The sequence below is a fragment of the Streptomyces sp. V3I8 genome (assembly GCF_030817535.1).
In the GTDB taxonomy this organism is placed as follows: domain Bacteria; phylum Actinomycetota; class Actinomycetes; order Streptomycetales; family Streptomycetaceae; genus Streptomyces.
Genome location: NZ_JAUSZL010000002.1, coordinates 8,265,631 through 8,283,736 on the forward strand (window position 1 = coordinate 8,265,631; position 18,106 = coordinate 8,283,736).

Here is an 18,106-nt window from a genome sequence, read left to right on the forward strand (position 1 = left end):
GCGCGAACCGCGGAGTGAATGTGACGGTCGAGGACAGGCGCTCGGACGACGGCCCGACGACGGACTCCTACAAGCACGAGGCGCTGCGGCGACGGCTCCAGGCCGACATCGCCGGGATGCGCCCCGACGAGGCGCTGCCCACCGAGCGGCAGCTCGCCGAGCGGTACGACGTCAGCAGGGCGACCGCCCGGCGCGCGCTCCAGGCGCTCCGCGAGGACGGTCTCGTCCGCAGCGTGCGGGGCGTCGGTACGTTCGTCTCGCACCCCAGGATCACCAAGACGTCGACCCTCACCTCGTTCTCCGAGGACCTGCGCTCGCGCGGCTACCGGCCCAGCGCCGAACTCCTGTCCACGGAACTCGTCGAGGCGGACCTGCACCACTCCACGGCGCTGGGCGTCGACCCCGGCACCACCCTGCACCGCATCGAACGGCTGCGCCTCGGCGACGGCTTCCCCATCTGCGTCGAGACGGTCTACCTCTCCGCCGAGCGGTTCCCGGACCTGGACGAATCCCTCCTGAAGGGCTCGCTCTCCGAAGCCCTGCAGCTCACCCAGGGCGTCCGGGTGGTGCGCGCCACCCAGCAGATCCGCGCGGTGAACGTGACCGGCCGCCAGGCGCACCTGCTCGGCGTCAAGGAGGGCTCCGCCGCCCTGCTGGTCCGCCGCACCGCGTACGACGGGACGGGCCACGTCGTGGAGTACGGGGAGTCGCTGTGCCGGGGCGACCTGTACGAGTTCTCGCTGGTGGTGACGGTCTAGGGCGTTTCTTCCGGATCAGCCCGGGCCCGCTCTGCTGTCGGCGAATCTGCTGCGGGCCGAGATTCCTTCCGCGCCGCCGCCGGCGGGCCGAGGGTGGGGACACCGCGGCGCACCCGGCCGCGTCACCACCAGGAGGACCGATGGCACTCATCAGCACCCGGCTCGACTCCGGACCCGGCTCCGGCCGGGCCCCGGCCCACGCGCCACGGGCCGAGGAGGGGGACACCCCGCCCTCCCGCTTCGACGACCACCTCGCCGCCCAGCTCCTCAACCAGCGCATCGTCTTCCTCGGCACCCAGGTCGACGAGGTCTCCGCGAACCGGATCTGCGCGCAGCTGCTCCTGCTCTCGGCGGAGGACCCGCGCACCGACATCGGCCTCTACATCAACAGCCCCGGCGGATCCGTCCACGCGGGCCTCGCCATCTACGACACCATGCGGCTCATCCCCAACGACGTGGCGACCCTGGCCATGGGGTTCGCCGCCAGCATGGGGCAGTTCCTGCTCACCGTCGGCACCCCGGGCAAGCGTTACTCGCTGCCGAACGCGCGCATCATGATGCACCAGCCGTCGGCCGGCATCGGCGGGACGACCGCCGACATCGCCATCCAGGCCGAGAACCTGCAGTTCACCAAGGAGACCATCGAGCGCATCACCGCCGAGCACACCGGCCGGAGCGCGGAGACGATCTCCCGCGACGGCGACCGCGACCGCTGGTTCACGGCCGAACAGGCACGGGAGTACGGCATGGTCGACCGGGTCGTCGAAGCCCTCGACGACGTACGCCCGGCGGCCTCGAAGCGACGGATGGGACTCTGACATGGGCCAGTACACGATCCCGAACGTCGTCGAGCGCACCCCGCAGGGCGAGCGCACCTACGACGTCTACAGCCGGCTGCTGTCCGAGCGGATCATCTTTCTCGGCACCGAGATCGACGACGGGGTGGCCAACGTCGTCATCGCCCAGCTGCTCCATCTCGAGTCGGCGGCCCCCGAGCAGGAGATCGCGATCTACCTCAACTCGCCCGGCGGCTCGTTCACCTCGCTCATGGCGATCTACGACACGATGAGCTACGTCGGCGCGCCCATCTCGACGTTCTGCGTCGGACAGGCCTCCTCCACCGCGGCGGTGCTCCTGGCGGGGGGAGACCCGGGACGGCGCTTCATCCTGGAACACGCGCGGGTGCTGCTCGGCCAGCCCGCGAGCGGCGGGGCGCAGGGCACCGTCTCCGACCTGAGCCTGCAGGCCAAGGAGATGCTGCGGATCCGCTCGCAGGTCGAGGAGGTGCTGTCCCTGCACACCCACCACCCCGTCGAGACCCTGCGCGCCGACATGGACCGCGACAAGGTCTTCACCGCACAGGAGGCGGTGGCGTACGGACTCGCCGACGAGGTGCTGGGCCGGCGCCTGGCGGCCGCCGCCTGAGGGCATCTCTCTCAGGCGGCGCGGTCGCCGGCGCGGGTCAGGCGGCGAGCAGGACGGAGCCCGACCGGAGGCTCGCCTCCGTGCGGTGCGGCGCGGTACGGGACCGCAGCGGGCGCGGCTGCGCCGGGCGCACGAGGCGGCGGTGCGTCAGGGCCAGCAGGTCGGCGAGGCCGAGACCGAGCGCGTGGGCGGCGGCCGCGAGGACCTCGGACGAGGCCTCCTTGCGGCCGCGCTCCAGCTCGGAAAGGTACGGCATCGAGATGCGCGCCGCGTCGGCCACGTCCTTCAGCGTCCGTTCCTGAGCCAGCCGCTCACGCCGCAGGACGTCCCCCACGACGTCCCGCCACAGCGGTTCCCGAGGCGCCGCCGGCGGCTCCTCGACCGCTTTCGGCGGCTCGGCCGGTCGCGCCGGAACGGGTCGCAGGGGAATGACGCGGGCTCGGTCGGACGCGTGGCTGCTCACCCCTCCACCCTAGGAAGCGCGACCGGTTTCAGGGAGCCCACCGCGTTCAGCCCTCGGCGAATCCCCCTAGTGCAGGTGCGGTTCGTCCCGGTGCACCGGACCGTGTGCCGCCTCGCAGTGGGCGTCGTCGCCGCGGCCGGCGCCGGTGCGGACCTCCAGGACGGCCGCCGGGGCGTGGTCGACCTGGAGGGTGGTGTGGCCGATCTCGTAGTCGCACTGCAGGATCTTCTCCAGGTCCCGGCGGACCGTGTGGCAGTCCGCCACGGGCTCGACCAGGACGTGCGCGGACAGCGCGGGCTGTCCCGACGTGATCGTCCACACGTGCAGGTCGTGCACCTCGGAGACGGAGGTGTGCGCGGCCAGCCGGTCCCCGATCGTGTCCGGGTCCAGATGCGCGGGCGCCGCCTCGAGGAAGATCCGCCCCGACTCCCGTACGAGCCCGTAGCCGGCCTTGACCATGAGGGCCACCACGACCAGCGTGGCGATCGCGTCGGCCCGTGCGAAGCCGGTCAGCAGCACCACGAGACCCGCGACCGCGGTGCCCACGAACGCGAACAGGTCGTTGAGGATGTGCTGGTAGGCCCCTTCGACGTTGAGGGAGGTGCGGTTGGCCTTCGAGATGCACCAGGCCGCCGCCACGTTCACCGCGATGCCCGCCAGGGCCGTGCAGAACATCAGCCCGCCCGCCACCTCGGGCGGCTCGAACAGCCGCCGCACCGCCTCGTACGCCAGCCAGGCGCCGAGCAGCAGCAGGGTCAGGCCGTTCGCCTGGGCGGAGAGGATCTCGGCCCGCTTCAGGCCGTACGTGAAACCGCCGCGGGCCGGCCGCTCGGCCAGCCGCATCGCGATCAGCGCCAGCACGATGGACACCGCGTCGGTGAGCATGTGGGCGGCGTCGGAGATCAGGGCGAGCGACCGGGCGACGACGCCGATGACGACCTCGACCGCCATGAACGAGGCGATCAGTGTCAGCGCGATCGCGAGCCAGCGGCGGTCCGCGTCCGCGGTGACACCGTGCGAGTGCCCCGTGTGCCCGCCCGCCCCGTGCTCGTGGCCGTGGTGTGCGCTGGTCATGAGTGTCCCCCTCGCTCCGGTGTCCGACGGGTGCCCGACATCCGCAGTGAAGCGCACCTGGCGGAGATCGGCAAAGGCTGCACCGGTGACCGTTGTCATCATCGTTAATCCGCGCCTGACCTGCGGCGACGGCGGACGGGGGAGAGGTTCGGGGTCAGGCTCCGAAGAGCTGTGTCCAGTACGTGCCCGCCGAACCGCCGCCCGCGAAGCCGACGCCCAGGTGGGTGAAGGCGGGTTTGAGGATGTTGGCGCGGTGGCCGGGGCTGTCCATCCAGCCGCGCACGACCTCGGCGGGGGAGCGCTGGCCGCAGGCGATGTTCTCGCCGACGGTGCGGCGGGTGCTGCCCGCGGCGGCGGCCCGGTGCCAGGGCTCGCTGCCGTCGGGGGAGGTGTGGGAGTAGAAGGCACGGGCCACCATGTCCGTGCTGTGCGCCTGCGCCGCCCCGGCCAGCAGGGGGTCGCCGGCCAGGGGCGGCAGTCCGGCCGCGGCCCGCTCGGCGTTGGTGAGCGCGAGGACCTCGGCGGCGGTCCGCGCCAGCCCGGCGGGGGTCAGGGGCCCGGCCCACACGGCCGTCCAGTACGGCGTCCCGGACCGGCCGTCGGTCACACACGCCACACCGGCCTCGGTGAACGCCGGGTCCCGGACCGTACGCCGGGACCGGTCGCCCGAGAGGCAGTACTCCACGAACTCCGCCGCGTCGCGCGGCCCCGAGACGAGGTGCTCGCCGATCGGGAGATAGGCGTAGCCCCCGGCGGTGACGCGCTGGTACAGGGAGATCCCGTCCGCGCCTTCGGAGCCGAGGCGTCCGCGCTCCGCCATCCCCCCGCAGTGCGCCCGCGCGGCGGCGGTCAGCCGCGCGTCGAGGACGACGGGCGGGGACCCGGCGCCGGCGCGGGCGGAGTTCACGAGCCGCAGAAACCCGCCGGCGACGGGATCGGCGCCGTCCGCTCCCGCGGCTGCGGAACCGGCGGTGTCCTCGGCCACCTCGACGCCGAAGTCCCGGGCGATCCCCGCCAGCCCGTCGGCGTAGCCCTGGCCCAGCGCGCGCAGCTTCCAGACGGGGCCGCGGCGGTAGATCTCCGCGAGCAGCAGCACGGTCTCGTGCTGCGGGCGCGGCGGCGTGAAGCGGGCCAGGGGGCGGCCGTCCGGGCCGGTGACCAGCAGGGCCGGCGCGGGGAGCCGGCCCAGCGGAATGCCGGGCTCGGCCGGGCTGACGACGACGGTGACGCGGCTCGCCCCGGCCCGCAGCGCGGCCGGATCGACCGTGAGGGCCTCCCCGCCCAGGCGCGCACCGGGCGCGGCCGGCTGGTTGTAGAACACGAAGTCGCCGTCGTCGCGCACCCGGCCGCCGTCGTCCGTCACGAGCGCCGACACGTCGAACGGGCCGGGCACCCGGAGGGTCAGGACACCACCGGGCAGCGCCAGGTTGCCACCGGGAACCAACTCGCTCATCGTGCCGCCCGTCGCCGTGCCGGATCACCCTGCGCCCCCCGGGGATGCCGACCGGACAACGCCCCAGGGGTGTGCGCGGGTTCCGGGCGCCCGGCGCCGGTCAGTCGCGGGCGACCTGGGGCGCGATGTCCTCGTACCGCTCCACGGGTGCCCCGGCGCGGGCGGAGGCGGCCGCCGGGGCCGTCGCCGGCTTGCCGCAGAACGCCGACTCCAGCGTGCGGGCCATGGTGTTCAGCACGGTCCCGTTGTTCGACGTGTTGGCGAGCGCCGTGACACTGCGCCTGCCGTCCTTCGACGTGAACGCGTACGTGTAGTAGCCCTGCACGGTGCCCGTGTGGCCGTACACCGACACCCCGCACGACAGGTCACGCCGGCGCAGGCCGAGCCCGTACCCCTGCGTGCTGTTGACGGGTGTCCACTGCTGCATCTGCGCGAGCTGCGCGGCCGACGTCAGCTTCCCGCGCAGCAGGGCCGAGAAGAAGGTGTCCAGGTCGCGGGTGCTGGAGATGACCGCGCCCGCGCTCTGCGCCCACGAGACGGTCTGCTCGGTCGAGTCGACGAGCGTCCCGTCGGCCACGTCGGGCGGGAGGTAGCCGTTGGCGTGCCGCCCGGCGATCGTCGTCCTCGGGTGCACGTAGGAGGTGTCGCGCAGGCCGAGCGGCTTGATGATGCGGCTCTTGTACGCGGACTGCACGGACGTGCCCGTCAGCTTCTCGATGAGCATGCCCGCGACGACGAAGTTGGTGTTGGAGTACGCGTAGGCGGCGCCCGGCGCGTTGCCGAGGGGCTGCTTCAGGGACAGGTCCACCAGTTCCTGGTAGCTGAACACCTTGTTGCGCACGGCCTCGAAGCCCGGGACCGTGTCGGCGAACATGTCGTTGGTGTAGTCGTACAGCCCGCTGCGGTGGCTCAGCACATGGCGCACCGTGATGCGGTCGTCGGGCAGCAGCCCCGGCAGGTACGTGTTGACCGGGGTGTCCAGGTCGAGCGCGCCCTCGTCGACCAGCTGCAGCAGGACCACCGCGGAGAAGCTCTTCGTGACACTGCCGACCCGGAAGCGGTCGGCGTTGGCGATGGCCCGTCCGGTGACCCTGTCCGCGACCCCCTCGGCCACCTCGCGGACCGTGCCGTCGTCGTCGACGCGCGCGATGGCGCCGGGCGCCCCCTGCGTCAGCGCGGTGCGCAGCACCTCGCGCAGCCCCGCCATGTCGGGCGCCGCGAGCTCCCCGGCCGTCCGTCCCGAACTCCCCTGTGCCGACCGGCCGTCCACGTCGGCCGGCGCCGCGGTCGCCGCCTGGGCGGGAACGGCCAGGACGCAGAGCAGGACCGCTCCCAGTGCCGCCGTACCCCTGACCGTCATTCCTGAGACCATCTGTGTCGTTCTCCAAGTCGTCGAACCGTCGGATCGTCGTCCGCCGGGCGGATCCGGATGCGTGCCGCGCCGCGGGTCGCGACGTCGGCACCCTCTTGTACGCGTCCGATCCGCCTGTCGGTTGCATCGGCGGAGGTGAATTCCCGGGTGTCGTGGTGACGGCCGTGCCGGCGGGCCGAACGGCGGGACCTCGGACGACTCGCCCGGGGGCGGCGTCCCGCGCGGCCCCGGGCGGGTGCCAGACTGACCCCATGGACGAGCGAGAATTCAGCAGGTCAGGACAGCACGCATCGGTCGTCGGACTCGGCACCTGGCAACTGGGTGCCGACTGGGGCGACGTGGACGACAAGGACGCCCTGGCGGTCCTGGAGGCCGCCGCGGAGTCGGGGGTGACCTTCTTCGACACCGCCGACGTGTACGGGGACGGGCGCAGCGAGGAGACCATCGCGACGTTCCTGCGCAGCCGGCCCGACCTGCACGTGCTGGTCGCGACGAAGATGGGCCGCCGGGCGGACCAGGTCCCGGAGAACTACGTCCTGGACAACTTCCGTGCCTGGAACGACCGTTCGCGCCGCAACCTCGGTGTCGACCGGCTCGACCTGGTGCAGCTGCACTGCCCGCCGACCCCGGTGTACTCGTCGGACGAGGTGTTCGACGCGCTCGACACGCTGGTCGAGGAGGAGCGGATCGCCGCGTACGGGGTGAGCGTGGAGACGGCCGACGAGGCGCTGACCGCGATCGCCCGGCCCGGGGTGGCGAGTGTGCAGATCATCCTCAACCCGTTCCGGATGAAGCCGCTGCAGCGGGTGCTGCCCGCGGCGCGGGAGGCCGGGGTCGGCATCATCGCCCGCGTTCCGCTGGCTTCCGGGCTGCTGTCGGGCAAGTACACGAAGGACACGGTGTTCGCGCAGAACGACCACCGGACGTTCAACCGGCACGGTGAGGCGTTCGACCAGGGGGAGACCTTCTCCGGCGTCGACTACGCCACCGGGGTGGAGGCGGCGGCCGAGTTCTCCGCGCTCGCTCCGGAAGGGGTGAGCCCGGCGCAGCTCGCGCTGGCGTGGATCGTCCAGCAGCCGGGCGTGACCACGGTCATCCCGGGCGCCCGCTCCCCGGAGCAGGCCCGCGCCAACGCGGCGGCCGGCAAGCTCCCTCCCCTGTCGCCGGACACCCTGGCGGCGATCACGGACCTGTACGACCGCCGCATCAGGACCCAGGTCGAATCCCGCTGGTAGCCGCCCCCGCCCCGGCAGGGGCGCGGGGAACCGCGCGGCCGGCCCCGGGCGGACCGCAGCCGGGTAACCGACCCCGGCACCCGGCGCCGACGGCCGGAGCCGGGACCGGGACCGGTCAGACCGCCCGGTCCCGCGCCCGCCGCGCGGCCTCCCGCACCGAACCCCGGTGCACGGGCCCGTGTCCGGGCAGCAGGACGTCGCCCGCCAGCGCCTCGAACGCGTCCAGCGAGGCCAGTGTCCGGCTCCGGTCGCGGTGGAACATGCCGGGCAGCAGCTGCGGCCCCGTCACGCGCGAGGTCGGGTGCCCGCTGACCAGCCCGTCGCCCGAGATGACCACCCCCGCCTCGGGCAGGTGGAAGGCGCAGTGTCCGTCCGTGTGCCCGGGGGTGTGCACGGGGACGGGACGGCCGGGCAGGTCGAGCGGCCCCTCGCCGGGGAACGCGCGCGGCCCGGACACCGGGACGTGGGCCGTGCCGCCGGACCGCAGCGCGTGCACGGACCACGGCACCACACCGGGCCGCCAGGCGTTCTTCAGGACCGTTCCCACGGACACCTGGTGGAGGAAGTCCCTCCGCGCGTGCGGGACTTCGGCCTCGTGCGTGTAGACCGGCGTGCCGTAGGTGCTGCTGAAGTACTCGGCCGATCCGAGATGGTCGTTGTGGGCGTGCGTCACCAGGACGGCCGTGACCGCTTCGGGTGAACCGCCCACGGCGGCGAGCGACGCGAGGACCTGCTCGCGGTCGCCGGGGTAGCCGGTGTCCACGAGGGTGAGGGCGTCCCCCTCGGTGAGTATCACCCAGTTGGTGTTGCTGCCGTGCACGAGATGGATGCCGTCGGTGACCCGACGGATGTCTGTCTGCATGAGTGTTCCGAACCTAGAGGTCCTTGTCCGACCGGTCCAGCCAAGCAGACTCGTGGCCGCCCCGGCGCAGGGGGTCCGACGACGCCCGCATCGACCGCAACGCCAGGAGCAGCACGGCGATGTCGTCGAAGTAGGCCGGGTCGGGCATCAGATCGGTCGGCAGCACGACATAGGCGATCGCGCCCCAGAAGACCCACTTGGGGCCGGTCGGCAACCCGGCCCTGCGCAGGTTCCTGCGGGTGCGGACCAGCCGGACGGTGAGGACGACCGCGGTGGCGAGCGCCGCCGCCAGCACCGCCGCGACGACGAGAACCACAATCCACGTGTTGGTGTCCATGAGCCCTTCCCTGGCGCGACCGGTACTTCCGTACTCACGTACTCCTGTACGCATGCCCAGGTTCGCCCCGTCGTCACAGCCGGGCCGCCCCGACACGCGGCACGGTACGCCGGAACACCGTCCACCGCCCCCTTACCCTGTGCTTCTGACCGGCCACCCGGTGTGAACGACCGGGTGGGCGCCCGAGCGAACCGTGGGATGTGCGCGTGAAGATCGCCTGTGTCGGCGGCGGCCCCGCCGGCCTGTACCTCTCGATCCTGATGAAGTGTCAGGACCCGGACCACGAGATCACGGTCCACGAACGCAACCCGGCCGGTTCGACGTACGGCTGGGGGGTGACGTACTGGGGGAGCCTGCTGGAGGAACTGGAGGCCGGGGATCCCGAGTCGGCGTGTGCCGTACGGGAGAACTCGGTCCGCTGGAGCGACGGTGTCGCGCACGTCGGCGACCGTACGACCACGCACCACGGCGACGAGGGCTTCGGCATCGGCCGCGGCCGGCTGCTGGACATTCTCGCCGGCCGGGCCCGCTCCCTCGGCGTGCGCGTCGAGTTCGAGGACGAGATCGCCGCCGGGGCCGCACTGCCCGACGCCGACCTCGTCGTCGCCTGCGACGGTGTCCGCAGCGGGGTCCGCGAACGCTACGCGGAGCACTTCGGCACCGACGTCGCACTCGGCCGGAACACCTACATCTGGCTGGGCACCACGAAGGTCTTCGACGCCTTCACCTTCGCCTTCGTGGAGACACCGCACGGCTGGATCTGGTGCTACGCCTACGGGTTCAGCGAGGACCGCAGCACCTGCGTCGTCGAGTGCTCGCCCGAGACATGGAGGGGCCTCGGCCTCGACCGGGCCGACGAGGCCGAAGGACTGGTCCTCCTCGAACAGCTCTTCGTCAAGCTGCTGGATGGCCACCGGCTGATCGGCCGGGCGACCGCGGGCGGCAGCGCGCAGTGGCTGCACTTCCGCACCCTGACCAACCGGAGCTGGTCCCACGGCAACGTCGTCCTGCTCGGCGACGCCGCCCACACCACCCACTACTCCATCGGGGCGGGCACCACCCTCGCGCTGGAGGACGCCATCGCCCTGGCCGGCGCCCTGCGTACGCGATCGGGGGACGGGCCGGCCGGACTCGCCCCGGCGCTCGCCGCGTACGAGAGCGAACGCAGGTCGGCGCTGCTGTCCGTGCAGAGCGCGGCCCGCCACAGCGCCCAGTGGTACGAGAACCTGCCGCGCTACATCACCCTGCCCCCGGCGCAGATGTTCGCGCTCCTGGGCCAGCGGCACTCACCGCTGCTGCCGTATGTGCCGCCGCAGCTCTACTACCGGATCGACCGCGCGGCGGGACGGCTCGAGTCCCTGCGCAGGCTCAAGCGCTGGCTGGGCCCCAGGGTGGCACGGACCCTGCACGGAACGAAGAACTGATGATTCGTCAACAAACGGTGCGAACGGCGGGAAAGGCGGTGTTGCCGACGGGCCGGGAGATGCGCGAGCGTGCTGCGTCATGGACCGAGACCGGGGCGACGCCGCCCCTTCCCCCTCCCGCCGCCGGCTCCTCGCGGCCGCGGGCGCCGCGGGCGCCGTCACCGCCCTCGGCGTCGCACCCGCGTCCGCCCGGCCGTCCGCCGGCCTCACCCTGTCCTTCACCGCGGCCACCAACGGTTCGGCGACCCTCGCGCCGGGCGGGGACCGGCTGGTCGCCGAGATCCAGAACGTCCTGTGGTCGATCCCGCGCACCGGGGGCCGGGCCGTCCCCCTCACCCCGGCCGGTCTCGAACCCAACCGGCCGGTGTACGCGCCGGACGGCGGCCTCATCGCCTTCTGCGCCTACCGGGGCGGCGGCTTCCACCTCTGGACGGCGCGGCCCGACGGATCGGACGTACGCCGGCGCACCGACGGGCCCTTCGACGACCGCGGCCCGGCCTGGTCGCCCGACGGCACCCGTATCGCCTTCGCCTCCGAGCGCGGCGGCGACCCGGTGGCCGGCAGCCCGTACCGCATCCACGTACTGGACCTGCGCACCGGCGGCATCGCCCGGCTGACCGGACTGCCCGGTCAGGCGGGCCCCCTGCAGGACGGTCCCTGGGAGGACTTCGACCCCGCCTGGTCGCCCGACGGGAAGCGGATCCTCTTCGTACGCGCGAAGGGCGTCACCACCGCCACCGGGACCGGTGTCGAGGCCCGTACCGTCGCCGCCGTCCCCGCCGGGGGAACCGGCCCCGTCGTCGTGGAGCACACCGACACCACGTCCGCACAGATCATGACGCCCGCCCCCGCGCCGGACGGCCGCCTGGCGTATCTGCGGACCACCGCGCCGCCGCACGGCACCTGCACGCTCGTCGTCGACGGTGAGCCCGTCGCCGTCGCCGGGGACGTCGCGCCGGTGCCGCCCCGCTGGACGGCGGCCGGGGAGCTCCTGCTGACCGTCGACGGCCACTTCACCCTCGTACGGCCGCAGGAGCCGGCGCGGAGCGAGGTCGTCCCCTTCGAGGGCGTGCTGCCCGTGGACCGGCCGCACTACACGGTCAAGGAGTACGACCTGGGTCAGGGGCGCGCCCGCCCGGTCCGCGGCATCCACCTGCCCGCGCTGTCGCCCGACGGCCGGCACATCGCCTTCGCCGCCCTCAACTCGCTCTGGCTGGCCGGTACTTCGGGTGGCACGGCACCGCGGCCGCTGCGCCGGGCCGCGCCCACGCAGTACCTCATGGGGCCGTCGTGGTCGCGCGACGGACGCACCCTGCTGTACGCGGACGACCGGGACGGCCTGCTCGGGGTGTACCGGCTGGATCCGGTCACCGGCGAGGAGAGCGCACTCGCCACCGGCGGACGGGTCCATCCCGCGCTCTCACCCGACGGGACCGCGCCTCGCCTGTCTGGACCTGACCGGGCGGCTCGTCGTCCGCGACCTCGCGAGCGGCGCGGAGGAGGTGCTCGCGACCCCGATGGGCGGGGGCGGGCTGCCCGGGCGGCCCAGCTGGTCGCCCGACGGCCGCCACCTCGCGCTGTGCGACCGCAACCGGCTCAACCTCCGCTTCCGGGAGGGCTACAACCTCGTCCGGGTCGTCGACACCACGACCGGGCGGGACCGGCTGCACGCGGTGGCGCCGCACGTCCCGATCGCCGACCGCTACGACTCGGGACCCGTCTGGTCGCCCGACGGCCGCTGGCTGGCGGTGATCGTCGAGTCCGCGCTCTGCCTGCTGCCCGTCGCGCCCGACGGCACCCCGCGGGGTGCCCTGCGCACCCTCACCACCGAACCGGCCGACCACCCCTCCTGGTCCGGCGACTCCCGGACCCTGCTGTACCTCTCCGGAGCCTGCCTGCGGCTGATCGGCGTGGACGGCGGCAGGGCGCGTACCGTGCGCGTGCCGCTCGACCGGCGCAGTCCCGTGCCCGCCGACACCGTGGTGCACGCCGGCCGCCTCTGGGACGGCACCGGCGAGTCCGTGCGGGACGACGTCGACATCGTCGTGCGCGGGGGGCGGGTGACCGCCGTCGAGCCGCACCGGCGCCGCGCGGCACTGACCCGGATCGACGCCTCCGGGCAGACCGTCGTGCCCGGGCTGTGGGACGCCCACACCCACCCGTGGCAGGTGACCTACGGCGGCCGTCAGACGGTCGGCCAGCTCACCTACGGCATCACGACCGCCGTGTCCCTGGGGGGATTCGCCTACGAACAGGCCCGTATCCGCGAGGCGGTCGCCGCCGGGCGGCTCGCCGGACCGCGGCTGCTGACCACCGGCGAACTCCTCGACGGCTCCCGGGTCGCGTACAGCATGGGCCGTGCCCACCGGACCAGGGCCGGGCTGCGGCGTTCGCTGGAGCGGGGCGCCGCACTGGACTGGGACTTCGTGAAGACCTATGTGAGGGCGCCGGGCTGGGTGATGGAGGAGGCCGCGCGCTTCGCGCACGAGCGGCTCGGCGTGCGCTCGGGCAGCCACCTGCTGTCCCCCGGCGTACAACTGGGACAGGACCTGACGACCCATCTGCAGGCCACCCAGCGGGGCGAGTTCGGGCACGCGACCACCGCTTCGGGGCGCGCCCACCAGGACGTGCTGGAGATCTACACCGCGCGGGGCGTCGGCTTCGGCCTCATCGCCACCCCGTTCACCTCGGCGCCCCTCCTGGGCGCCGATCCCTCACTCGCCGACGATCCCCGGGTGACCACCGTGATGCCGCCCTGGGACGCCGCCCTCGTCCGCCAGGGGGCGGGCGTGCCGCCGAGCCCGGCCCAACTGGCGGCCCTGGACACGGAGACCGGTGTCTACCGGCGGATCCTGGCCGAAGGAGGCTGTGTCGCCCTCGGTACCGACCAGCCGCTCGTCCCCGTCGGCCTCTCCCTGCACCTCGGTCTGCGCGCGCTGCACCGGGGCGGGCTGTCCCCGGCCGAGGCCCTGCGTACGGTGACCGTGCTGCCGGCCCGGCTCTTCGACCTGGACGACGACCTGGGCACGGTCCGGCCGGGCAGGCTCGCCGACCTGACCGTGGTGGACGGCGACCCCTTCACGGACTTCGACACACTCGTGCGTACGGCCGCCGTGCTGCGGGGCGGGGTCCCGTACACGACCGACGATCTCGTGGCGGCGTACCAGCCCGTGTCCCCGGGCCGCACGCGCCGGGCGGCGGACGAGAGCGACTGGCTCGCGGTGGGACGGCTGATGCGGCAGGAGGGGTGCTGCGACACGGGCGCCTGGGACGCGGACGGCTGAGGCACCGTACGCTCGGGGCGCCCGCTCGACGGACCAACCGGTCGGTAAGGCAAGCGGGTTGGAACCGGATCGTCCGCAAAACGCCAGGAGCGTCGCCCGGCTCGACAACACCGATCGTGCGCCGGCGCAACTAATGTGACGAAACAAGGCCACAGGGGCACCGCCCCGGGATACGCTGCCCCGCGCACCCCGCGTTCGAGTCCGTGCACGTGGGGGGCCGGTCATCCCGGCCTGCTCGTGTGCGGGTCCGACAACGCCCCGACGCGAGAGACATACCGTCCGGTCTGACGCTCCACCCCCTCGCCGTGACCCGGTGAACCCCAGTCCATCCCCGGAAGGCTCCACGCGACCGGGTACCGATCAATCCAGGCGTCCGCCTCCGGCCCGTACGCGCAGTGCGGTCTGCGGGACGCGTCGCCCCGAACCCCCGTCAGGGCAGCCTCGGCTCGAACTCGGCACCGAACACGACGCACCACGGGCCCCGCCAGGACCCGTGCGCCGCGGACGGCTCCATCCCGGCCCGCCGGTCCGGCCGGGGCCGGACGTCCCGCGGGTGCCCGCCCGGCCGCCGAGTTCCACCGAACTGCCTTTCATCCAGTGAGGAACCATGAGCATGCGCGCCCGCACCACCGTAGCTGCGGCCATTTCGACGGTCCTGTCCCTCTCCCTCACCGCGTGCGGTGGAGACTCCGGCACAGGCAGCGACGGAAAGGCCGCGTCCGTGGGTATCGCCATGCCCACCAAAACGTCCCAGCGGTGGCTCAACGACGGCCAGAACATGGTCGACGAGCTCAAGGGGTTCGGCTACACCACCACCCTCAAGTACGCCGACAACGACCCGAAGAACCAGGTCGCACAGGTGGAAGCCATGATCGACAGTGGCGTCGACGCCCTGGTGATCGCCTCGGTGGACGGCAAGGCGTTCACCGACGTCCTGGCGAAGGCGGAATCGGCCGACATACCGGTGATCTCCTACGACCGGCTGATCCTCGGCACCCCGAACGTCGCCTACTACGCGAGCTTCGACAACGTGAAGGTCGGCACCCTGCAGGCCGACTTCATCACGGAGGGCCTCGGGCTCGTCAACGGCAGCGGGAAGGGCCCGTTCACCGTCGAACTCTTCGCGGGCTCCCCCGACGACAACAACACGCGCTACTTCTACAACGCCGCCATGGAGGTCCTGGAGCCGTACATCCAGAGCGGTGACCTGATCGTCAGATCCGGCGAGACCGAGATGAACGAGGTCACCACCCCGCGCTGGGACGGCCCCACGGCGGAGAAGCGCATGAACAAGCTGCTCGACTCCGAGTACGCAGACCAGGACATCGACGCGGTCCTGTCCCCGTACGACGGTATGTCGATCAGCATCATCAAGGCGTTGAAGGAGCACGGCTACGGCACCGCGGGCAAGCCGCTGCCCATCGTGACCGGGCAGGACGCCGAGGTGCCCTCGGTAAAGTCGATCATGGACAACCAGCAGTCGCAGACCGTCTACAAGGACACCCGCGAACTGGCCCTGGTCACCGCGTACATGGTCAACTCCGTGGTGCACGGCAAGAAGCCGGCGCTGAACGACCTCAGGACGTACAACAACGGGAAGAAGGTCGTTCCCGCCTACCTCCTGGAGCCCGTGAGCGTCGACAAGGCCAACTACGAGCAGGTGCTGGTCGATTCGGGCTACATCAAGAAGAGCGACCTGAAGTAGGGCGTGCGAAGGGGCGGGGCGGGGAGGTCGCTCTCCCCGCCCCGCCCTCGTTCATGCGGGGGTCGCGGGCGGTGTCAGTTGACGAAGACCGCCGGGCCGCCCGCCTGGGTGGTGTCGGTGACCGGGGCGTACTTGGCGGTGAAGTAGCCGTTGTTGAAGCACAGCGACGAGCCGGAGAACTTCGTGAAATGCTGGTTGGCGAACGAGATGCTGTTGTCGGCGTTGTTCGCCGTGCCGGTCAGGCTGGGTGCCCGGTAGACACAGGTGATGCTGCCGAGCAGCGTCCGCAGGACGACGGTCGTCTGGACGGTCGATCCGGCGGCCGGGGTGATGGTGAGGCTGCCCCCGGAGGTCACGGCCGTGGCGTAGGGGAGGTTGTCGACCGTGATGCGGGTGACCCCCAGCACGCCGGTGACATTGCTGGTGCAGCTCGCGGCGTTGAAGGTGTGGCCGGTGACCGACTCGGTGGCCGTGCCGGGCGCGGCCGGGTTGTTGACGACCTGGGCGACGAAGGCCGAGGCCGAGCAGGAGACGCCGCTCGTGCCGGTGGCGCTGGAGTAGAGCGTGGCGTTCGTGCCGGTGGCCAGGGAGGCGCTGAGGACGTCGCCGACGGCGACCGCCGTTCCGCCGGCACCGCCGGTGGTCAGGACCGTGCCGGCGGCCGCGGAGGCGGGGGCGGCCGCCGAGAGGGCGAGGGCCGTGACGGCCGCGGCCAGGGCGAGGGAAGTCCGAGTACGCATGCGGGTGCCTCATTTTCGGGTGTGAGGGTGGGTGAGGTGGGCCACCGCCGGCCCGGCGCGCCTTCTCCGTGCGCGACGGGCCGGCGGTGACTGCCGGACGACCGGCCGGGGGCGTCGAAGGACGGCCCCCGGCGCGGAACCGGTGGACGGGCGACCGGGCGTGGTCCGGGAGGGGGAAACGACCGTGCCGGTGCCGTGGAGGGGCGACTGCGGATCGCACGTGCGGTCGGTCTGCGAGTGACGGCCTGTCGACGGACGGCGTGCCGGCCTGTCGACCGTGTGACCGGCCTGCCGGCCGGTTGAGGGCCGGGCCGGCCGTGTGACGGGAGGGAACCCGGGAATCGACGTGCGTCGTCGGCGGGATCCGGCGCCACGGATCCGTGCGTAGCCAGGGAGAGTTGTAGACCTGCGTACTGTTCAACGTCAAGACCGTGCGCGGAAGTTGACGCCCGATCAGAATTTTCGGCCATTGACCGGCGGTCTTCCGCCACACCCGCCGAGGACTGCGTGGACTGCGCTCACGAGGCTTCGCCCATCCCTCGTGAGCGCCCTCCATGTCTTCGTCACATCCCCGACCCCCTTTTTGCACAAGATGCTTGACCCTCGCCCCTTACCGCGGGTAACTTCCGTCGCGGTTACTGCTGCGTAACGAGAAAGCCCTTGCGCCCGCCGGGAGACGCGAGGAGGCGTACGCCGCTTTCGCTGTCCGCGCCAGGACAACGTGCCACCTGAAGCCGCACCTCGCGTAGACATGCCCTTGGGAGCAGAAAATGGTCTCTTCCTCAGGAATCGGCCCGTCCGCCGGCTCCACCCCCGAGCCTTCCGGAGTACCGGAGAGCGGTTCCGCCGCGGCGCCTTCCGCGAGCCCCGCAGGACGGGGGCGGGTCCGCCTGCGCCGTGCCGCGGTGATGGCGGTTCCTGCCACCGTGATCGCCGCGGGCCTCATGATCCTCACCGCCCAGGGGGCCCTGGGTGTGCAGTTCGCGATATCCGGTATGCCGTTCACGGTCACCGCGACCAACCTCGACGGTGAGGGCTTCGCGCAGTTCGGCGGCCTCGACCAGATGGCCGAGGGCAGCCCCAACGAGGGCGACACCGGGGGGCAGGTCCTGGTGGTGGTCTCCGCGATCAAGAAGGCGACCCTGGAGAAGCTCTGCCAGAGTGTCGACCTCGGTGGCACGAACCTGCTCATCAGGGCCGGGGAGGGGAAGGAGAAGGTCTCCGCGACCAACCTCACCACCGACTCCACCGAACTGTCGGGCAACGCGGCCTTCAACAACATCGAGATCGGCAACGACGCCAGCACGCTCGACAAGTCCCACGCGCGGGGCCCGAAGGGCGTCTTCAGTCAGCAGGCCGACACCGTCCACATCGGCAACCTGCGGCAGACCAACTACGCCACCACGGCGGCGGTGTTCAAGCTCCCCGGCCTGAAGCTGAGCTTCAGCGACCAGGGCTGCTGATGGACGCCTTCCGGCGCTGGCGTGCGGCCCGTCCGTTCTGGGGCGGGCTGCTGCTCACCCTGGGCGGGGCGGAGATCCTGCTGACGGAGAAGGCGTCGCTGAAGGTCGTCATGCACATCGGCGTGCAGGGCGTGGCGGGCTACCTCCTGCCGCTCATGATGGTGATCTGCGGGCTGCTGGTCCTCTTCAACCCCGCACAGCGCCTCTTCTACTCGATCCTCGGGGTCCTGGTCTCCCTGGGCACCTGGCTCACCTCGAACCTGGGCGGTTTCCTCATCGGTCTCCTCCTCGGTGTCGTCGGCAGCTGCCTCACCTTCGGCTGGCTGCCGGACCAGGAGCCGCGGGCCGCCCGTTCATGGCGCCGCCGCAGCCGGCGCGAGCACCGGGAGCCGGTGGCCCGACCGTGACACGCCGGGGGCGTCACCGAGGTGGCGCCCCCGCGGTCACCGCACGCGGCCCGGCCCGGTGATCCGATCGCCACGTCGTCACGTCGTCACGTCGCCAGGTCGTC

15 protein-coding genes and 1 pseudogene are annotated in these 18,106 nt (G+C 72.4%); 9 read left to right on the forward strand and 7 right to left on the reverse strand.

What is annotated here, in order from left to right; genetic code table 11:
• Window positions 1–20: 20 nt before the first annotated feature.
• The 3 genes from QFZ75_RS36550 (at window position 21) to QFZ75_RS36560 (ending at window position 2,183) form a co-directional block, all read left to right on the forward strand.
• Window positions 21–758 (forward strand): GntR family transcriptional regulator, encoded by a 738-nt coding sequence (locus QFZ75_RS36550; RefSeq protein WP_307543719.1) that lies wholly within the window; start codon window positions 21–23, stop codon window positions 756–758.
• A 140-nt stretch (window positions 759–898) separates the two neighbouring features.
• Entirely contained in the window at window positions 899–1,576 is a 678-nt protein-coding gene (locus QFZ75_RS36555; RefSeq protein WP_307543720.1) for an ATP-dependent Clp protease proteolytic subunit, read from the forward strand.
• A 1-nt stretch (window position 1,577) separates the two neighbouring features.
• Window positions 1,578–2,183: a ClpP family protease gene (locus QFZ75_RS36560; RefSeq protein WP_307543721.1), complete on the forward strand. Its 606-nt coding sequence runs from the start codon at window positions 1,578–1,580 to the stop codon at window positions 2,181–2,183.
• A 37-nt stretch (window positions 2,184–2,220) separates the two neighbouring features.
• Here QFZ75_RS36560 and QFZ75_RS36565 read toward each other — a convergent pair whose 3' ends face one another.
• From QFZ75_RS36565 to QFZ75_RS36580, 4 genes are all read right to left on the reverse strand, one after another.
• Window positions 2,221–2,646, reverse strand: coding sequence for a RodZ family helix-turn-helix domain-containing protein (locus QFZ75_RS36565; protein ID WP_307543722.1), 426 nt, complete (start codon window positions 2,644–2,646; stop codon window positions 2,221–2,223).
• A gap of 66 nt (window positions 2,647–2,712) precedes the next feature.
• The gene (locus QFZ75_RS36570) at window positions 2,713–3,720 is read right to left on the reverse strand and encodes a cation diffusion facilitator family transporter (RefSeq protein ID WP_307543723.1); all 1,008 of its coding nucleotides are present in this window, start codon (window positions 3,718–3,720) and stop codon (window positions 2,713–2,715) included.
• 154 nt (window positions 3,721–3,874) lie between these two features.
• The gene (locus QFZ75_RS36575; RefSeq protein WP_307543724.1) at window positions 3,875–5,173 is read right to left on the reverse strand and encodes a CAP domain-containing protein; all 1,299 of its coding nucleotides are present in this window, start codon (window positions 5,171–5,173) and stop codon (window positions 3,875–3,877) included.
• 100 nt (window positions 5,174–5,273) lie between these two features.
• Window positions 5,274–6,545, reverse strand: coding sequence for a serine hydrolase domain-containing protein (locus QFZ75_RS36580; RefSeq protein WP_373465996.1), 1,272 nt, complete (start codon window positions 6,543–6,545; stop codon window positions 5,274–5,276).
• Window positions 6,546–6,796: 251 nt separating this feature from the next.
• On the opposite strand from QFZ75_RS36580, the gene QFZ75_RS36585 reads away from it, so the two are divergent.
• Complete coding sequence (locus QFZ75_RS36585) at window positions 6,797–7,780, forward strand: aldo/keto reductase (RefSeq protein WP_307543726.1); 984 nt, start codon at window positions 6,797–6,799, stop codon at window positions 7,778–7,780.
• A 115-nt stretch (window positions 7,781–7,895) separates the two neighbouring features.
• On the opposite strand, the gene QFZ75_RS36590 is transcribed toward QFZ75_RS36585, so the two are convergent.
• Window positions 7,896–8,642 (reverse strand): MBL fold metallo-hydrolase, encoded by a 747-nt coding sequence (locus tag QFZ75_RS36590; protein WP_307543727.1) that lies wholly within the window; start codon window positions 8,640–8,642, stop codon window positions 7,896–7,898.
• 13 nt (window positions 8,643–8,655) lie between these two features.
• Window positions 8,656–8,979 (reverse strand): YkvA family protein, encoded by a 324-nt coding sequence (locus QFZ75_RS36595; protein ID WP_307543728.1) that lies wholly within the window; start codon window positions 8,977–8,979, stop codon window positions 8,656–8,658.
• A gap of 206 nt (window positions 8,980–9,185) precedes the next feature.
• Here QFZ75_RS36595 and QFZ75_RS36600 point away from each other — a divergent pair, with 206 nt between their 5' ends.
• The 3 genes and pseudogenes from QFZ75_RS36600 (at window position 9,186) to chvE (ending at window position 15,392) form a co-directional block, all read left to right on the forward strand.
• Window positions 9,186–10,403, forward strand: coding sequence for an FAD-dependent monooxygenase (locus QFZ75_RS36600; protein ID WP_307543729.1), 1,218 nt, complete (start codon window positions 9,186–9,188; stop codon window positions 10,401–10,403).
• A 79-nt stretch (window positions 10,404–10,482) separates the two neighbouring features.
• Window positions 10,483–13,687: pseudogene (locus QFZ75_RS36605) on the forward strand (amidohydrolase family protein).
• Between the two features lie 607 nt (window positions 13,688–14,294).
• Window positions 14,295–15,392, forward strand: a complete 1,098-nt coding sequence (chvE, locus tag QFZ75_RS36610; RefSeq protein ID WP_307543730.1) for a multiple monosaccharide ABC transporter substrate-binding protein — start codon at window positions 14,295–14,297, stop codon at window positions 15,390–15,392.
• Between the two features lie 74 nt (window positions 15,393–15,466).
• On the opposite strand, the gene QFZ75_RS36615 is transcribed toward chvE, so the two are convergent.
• On the reverse strand, window positions 15,467–16,132 hold the full coding sequence (locus tag QFZ75_RS36615; RefSeq protein WP_307543731.1) for a Tat pathway signal sequence domain protein: 666 nt from the start codon (window positions 16,130–16,132) through the stop codon (window positions 15,467–15,469).
• Between the two features lie 770 nt (window positions 16,133–16,902).
• On the opposite strand from QFZ75_RS36615, the gene QFZ75_RS36620 reads away from it, so the two are divergent.
• Window positions 16,903–17,595, forward strand: coding sequence for a DUF6230 family protein (locus QFZ75_RS36620; protein WP_307543732.1), 693 nt, complete (start codon window positions 16,903–16,905; stop codon window positions 17,593–17,595).
• Window positions 17,595–18,002, forward strand: coding sequence for a DUF6114 domain-containing protein (locus QFZ75_RS36625; RefSeq protein ID WP_307543733.1), 408 nt, complete (start codon window positions 17,595–17,597; stop codon window positions 18,000–18,002). Before QFZ75_RS36620 ends, QFZ75_RS36625 begins: the two co-directional genes overlap by 1 nt.
• Window positions 18,003–18,106: the final 104 nt, after the last annotated feature.

Bases quoted from the DNA above. Each gene is read 5' to 3' on its own strand.
- QFZ75_RS36555 (WP_307543720.1), top strand. From the start codon at position 899: ATGGCACTCATCAGCACCCGGCTCGACTCCGGACCCGGCTCCGGCCGG.
- QFZ75_RS36560 (WP_307543721.1), top strand. From the start codon at position 1,578: ATGGGCCAGTACACGATCCCGAACGTCGTCGAGCGCACCCCGCAGGGC.
- QFZ75_RS36570 (WP_307543723.1), bottom strand. From the start codon at position 3,720: ATGACCAGCGCACACCACGGCCACGAGCACGGGGCGGGCGGGCACACG.
- QFZ75_RS36575 (WP_307543724.1), bottom strand. From the start codon at position 5,173: ATGAGCGAGTTGGTTCCCGGTGGCAACCTGGCGCTGCCCGGTGGTGTC.
- QFZ75_RS36580 (WP_373465996.1), bottom strand. From the start codon at position 6,545: ATGGTCTCAGGAATGACGGTCAGGGGTACGGCGGCACTGGGAGCGGTC.
- QFZ75_RS36585 (WP_307543726.1), top strand. From the start codon at position 6,797: ATGGACGAGCGAGAATTCAGCAGGTCAGGACAGCACGCATCGGTCGTC.
- QFZ75_RS36590 (WP_307543727.1), bottom strand. From the start codon at position 8,642: ATGCAGACAGACATCCGTCGGGTCACCGACGGCATCCATCTCGTGCAC.
- QFZ75_RS36595 (WP_307543728.1), bottom strand. From the start codon at position 8,979: ATGGACACCAACACGTGGATTGTGGTTCTCGTCGTCGCGGCGGTGCTG.
- chvE (WP_307543730.1), top strand. From the start codon at position 14,295: ATGAGCATGCGCGCCCGCACCACCGTAGCTGCGGCCATTTCGACGGTC.
- QFZ75_RS36615 (WP_307543731.1), bottom strand. From the start codon at position 16,132: ATGCGTACTCGGACTTCCCTCGCCCTGGCCGCGGCCGTCACGGCCCTC.
- QFZ75_RS36620 (WP_307543732.1), top strand. From the start codon at position 16,903: ATGGTCTCTTCCTCAGGAATCGGCCCGTCCGCCGGCTCCACCCCCGAG.
- QFZ75_RS36625 (WP_307543733.1), top strand. From the start codon at position 17,595: ATGGACGCCTTCCGGCGCTGGCGTGCGGCCCGTCCGTTCTGGGGCGGG.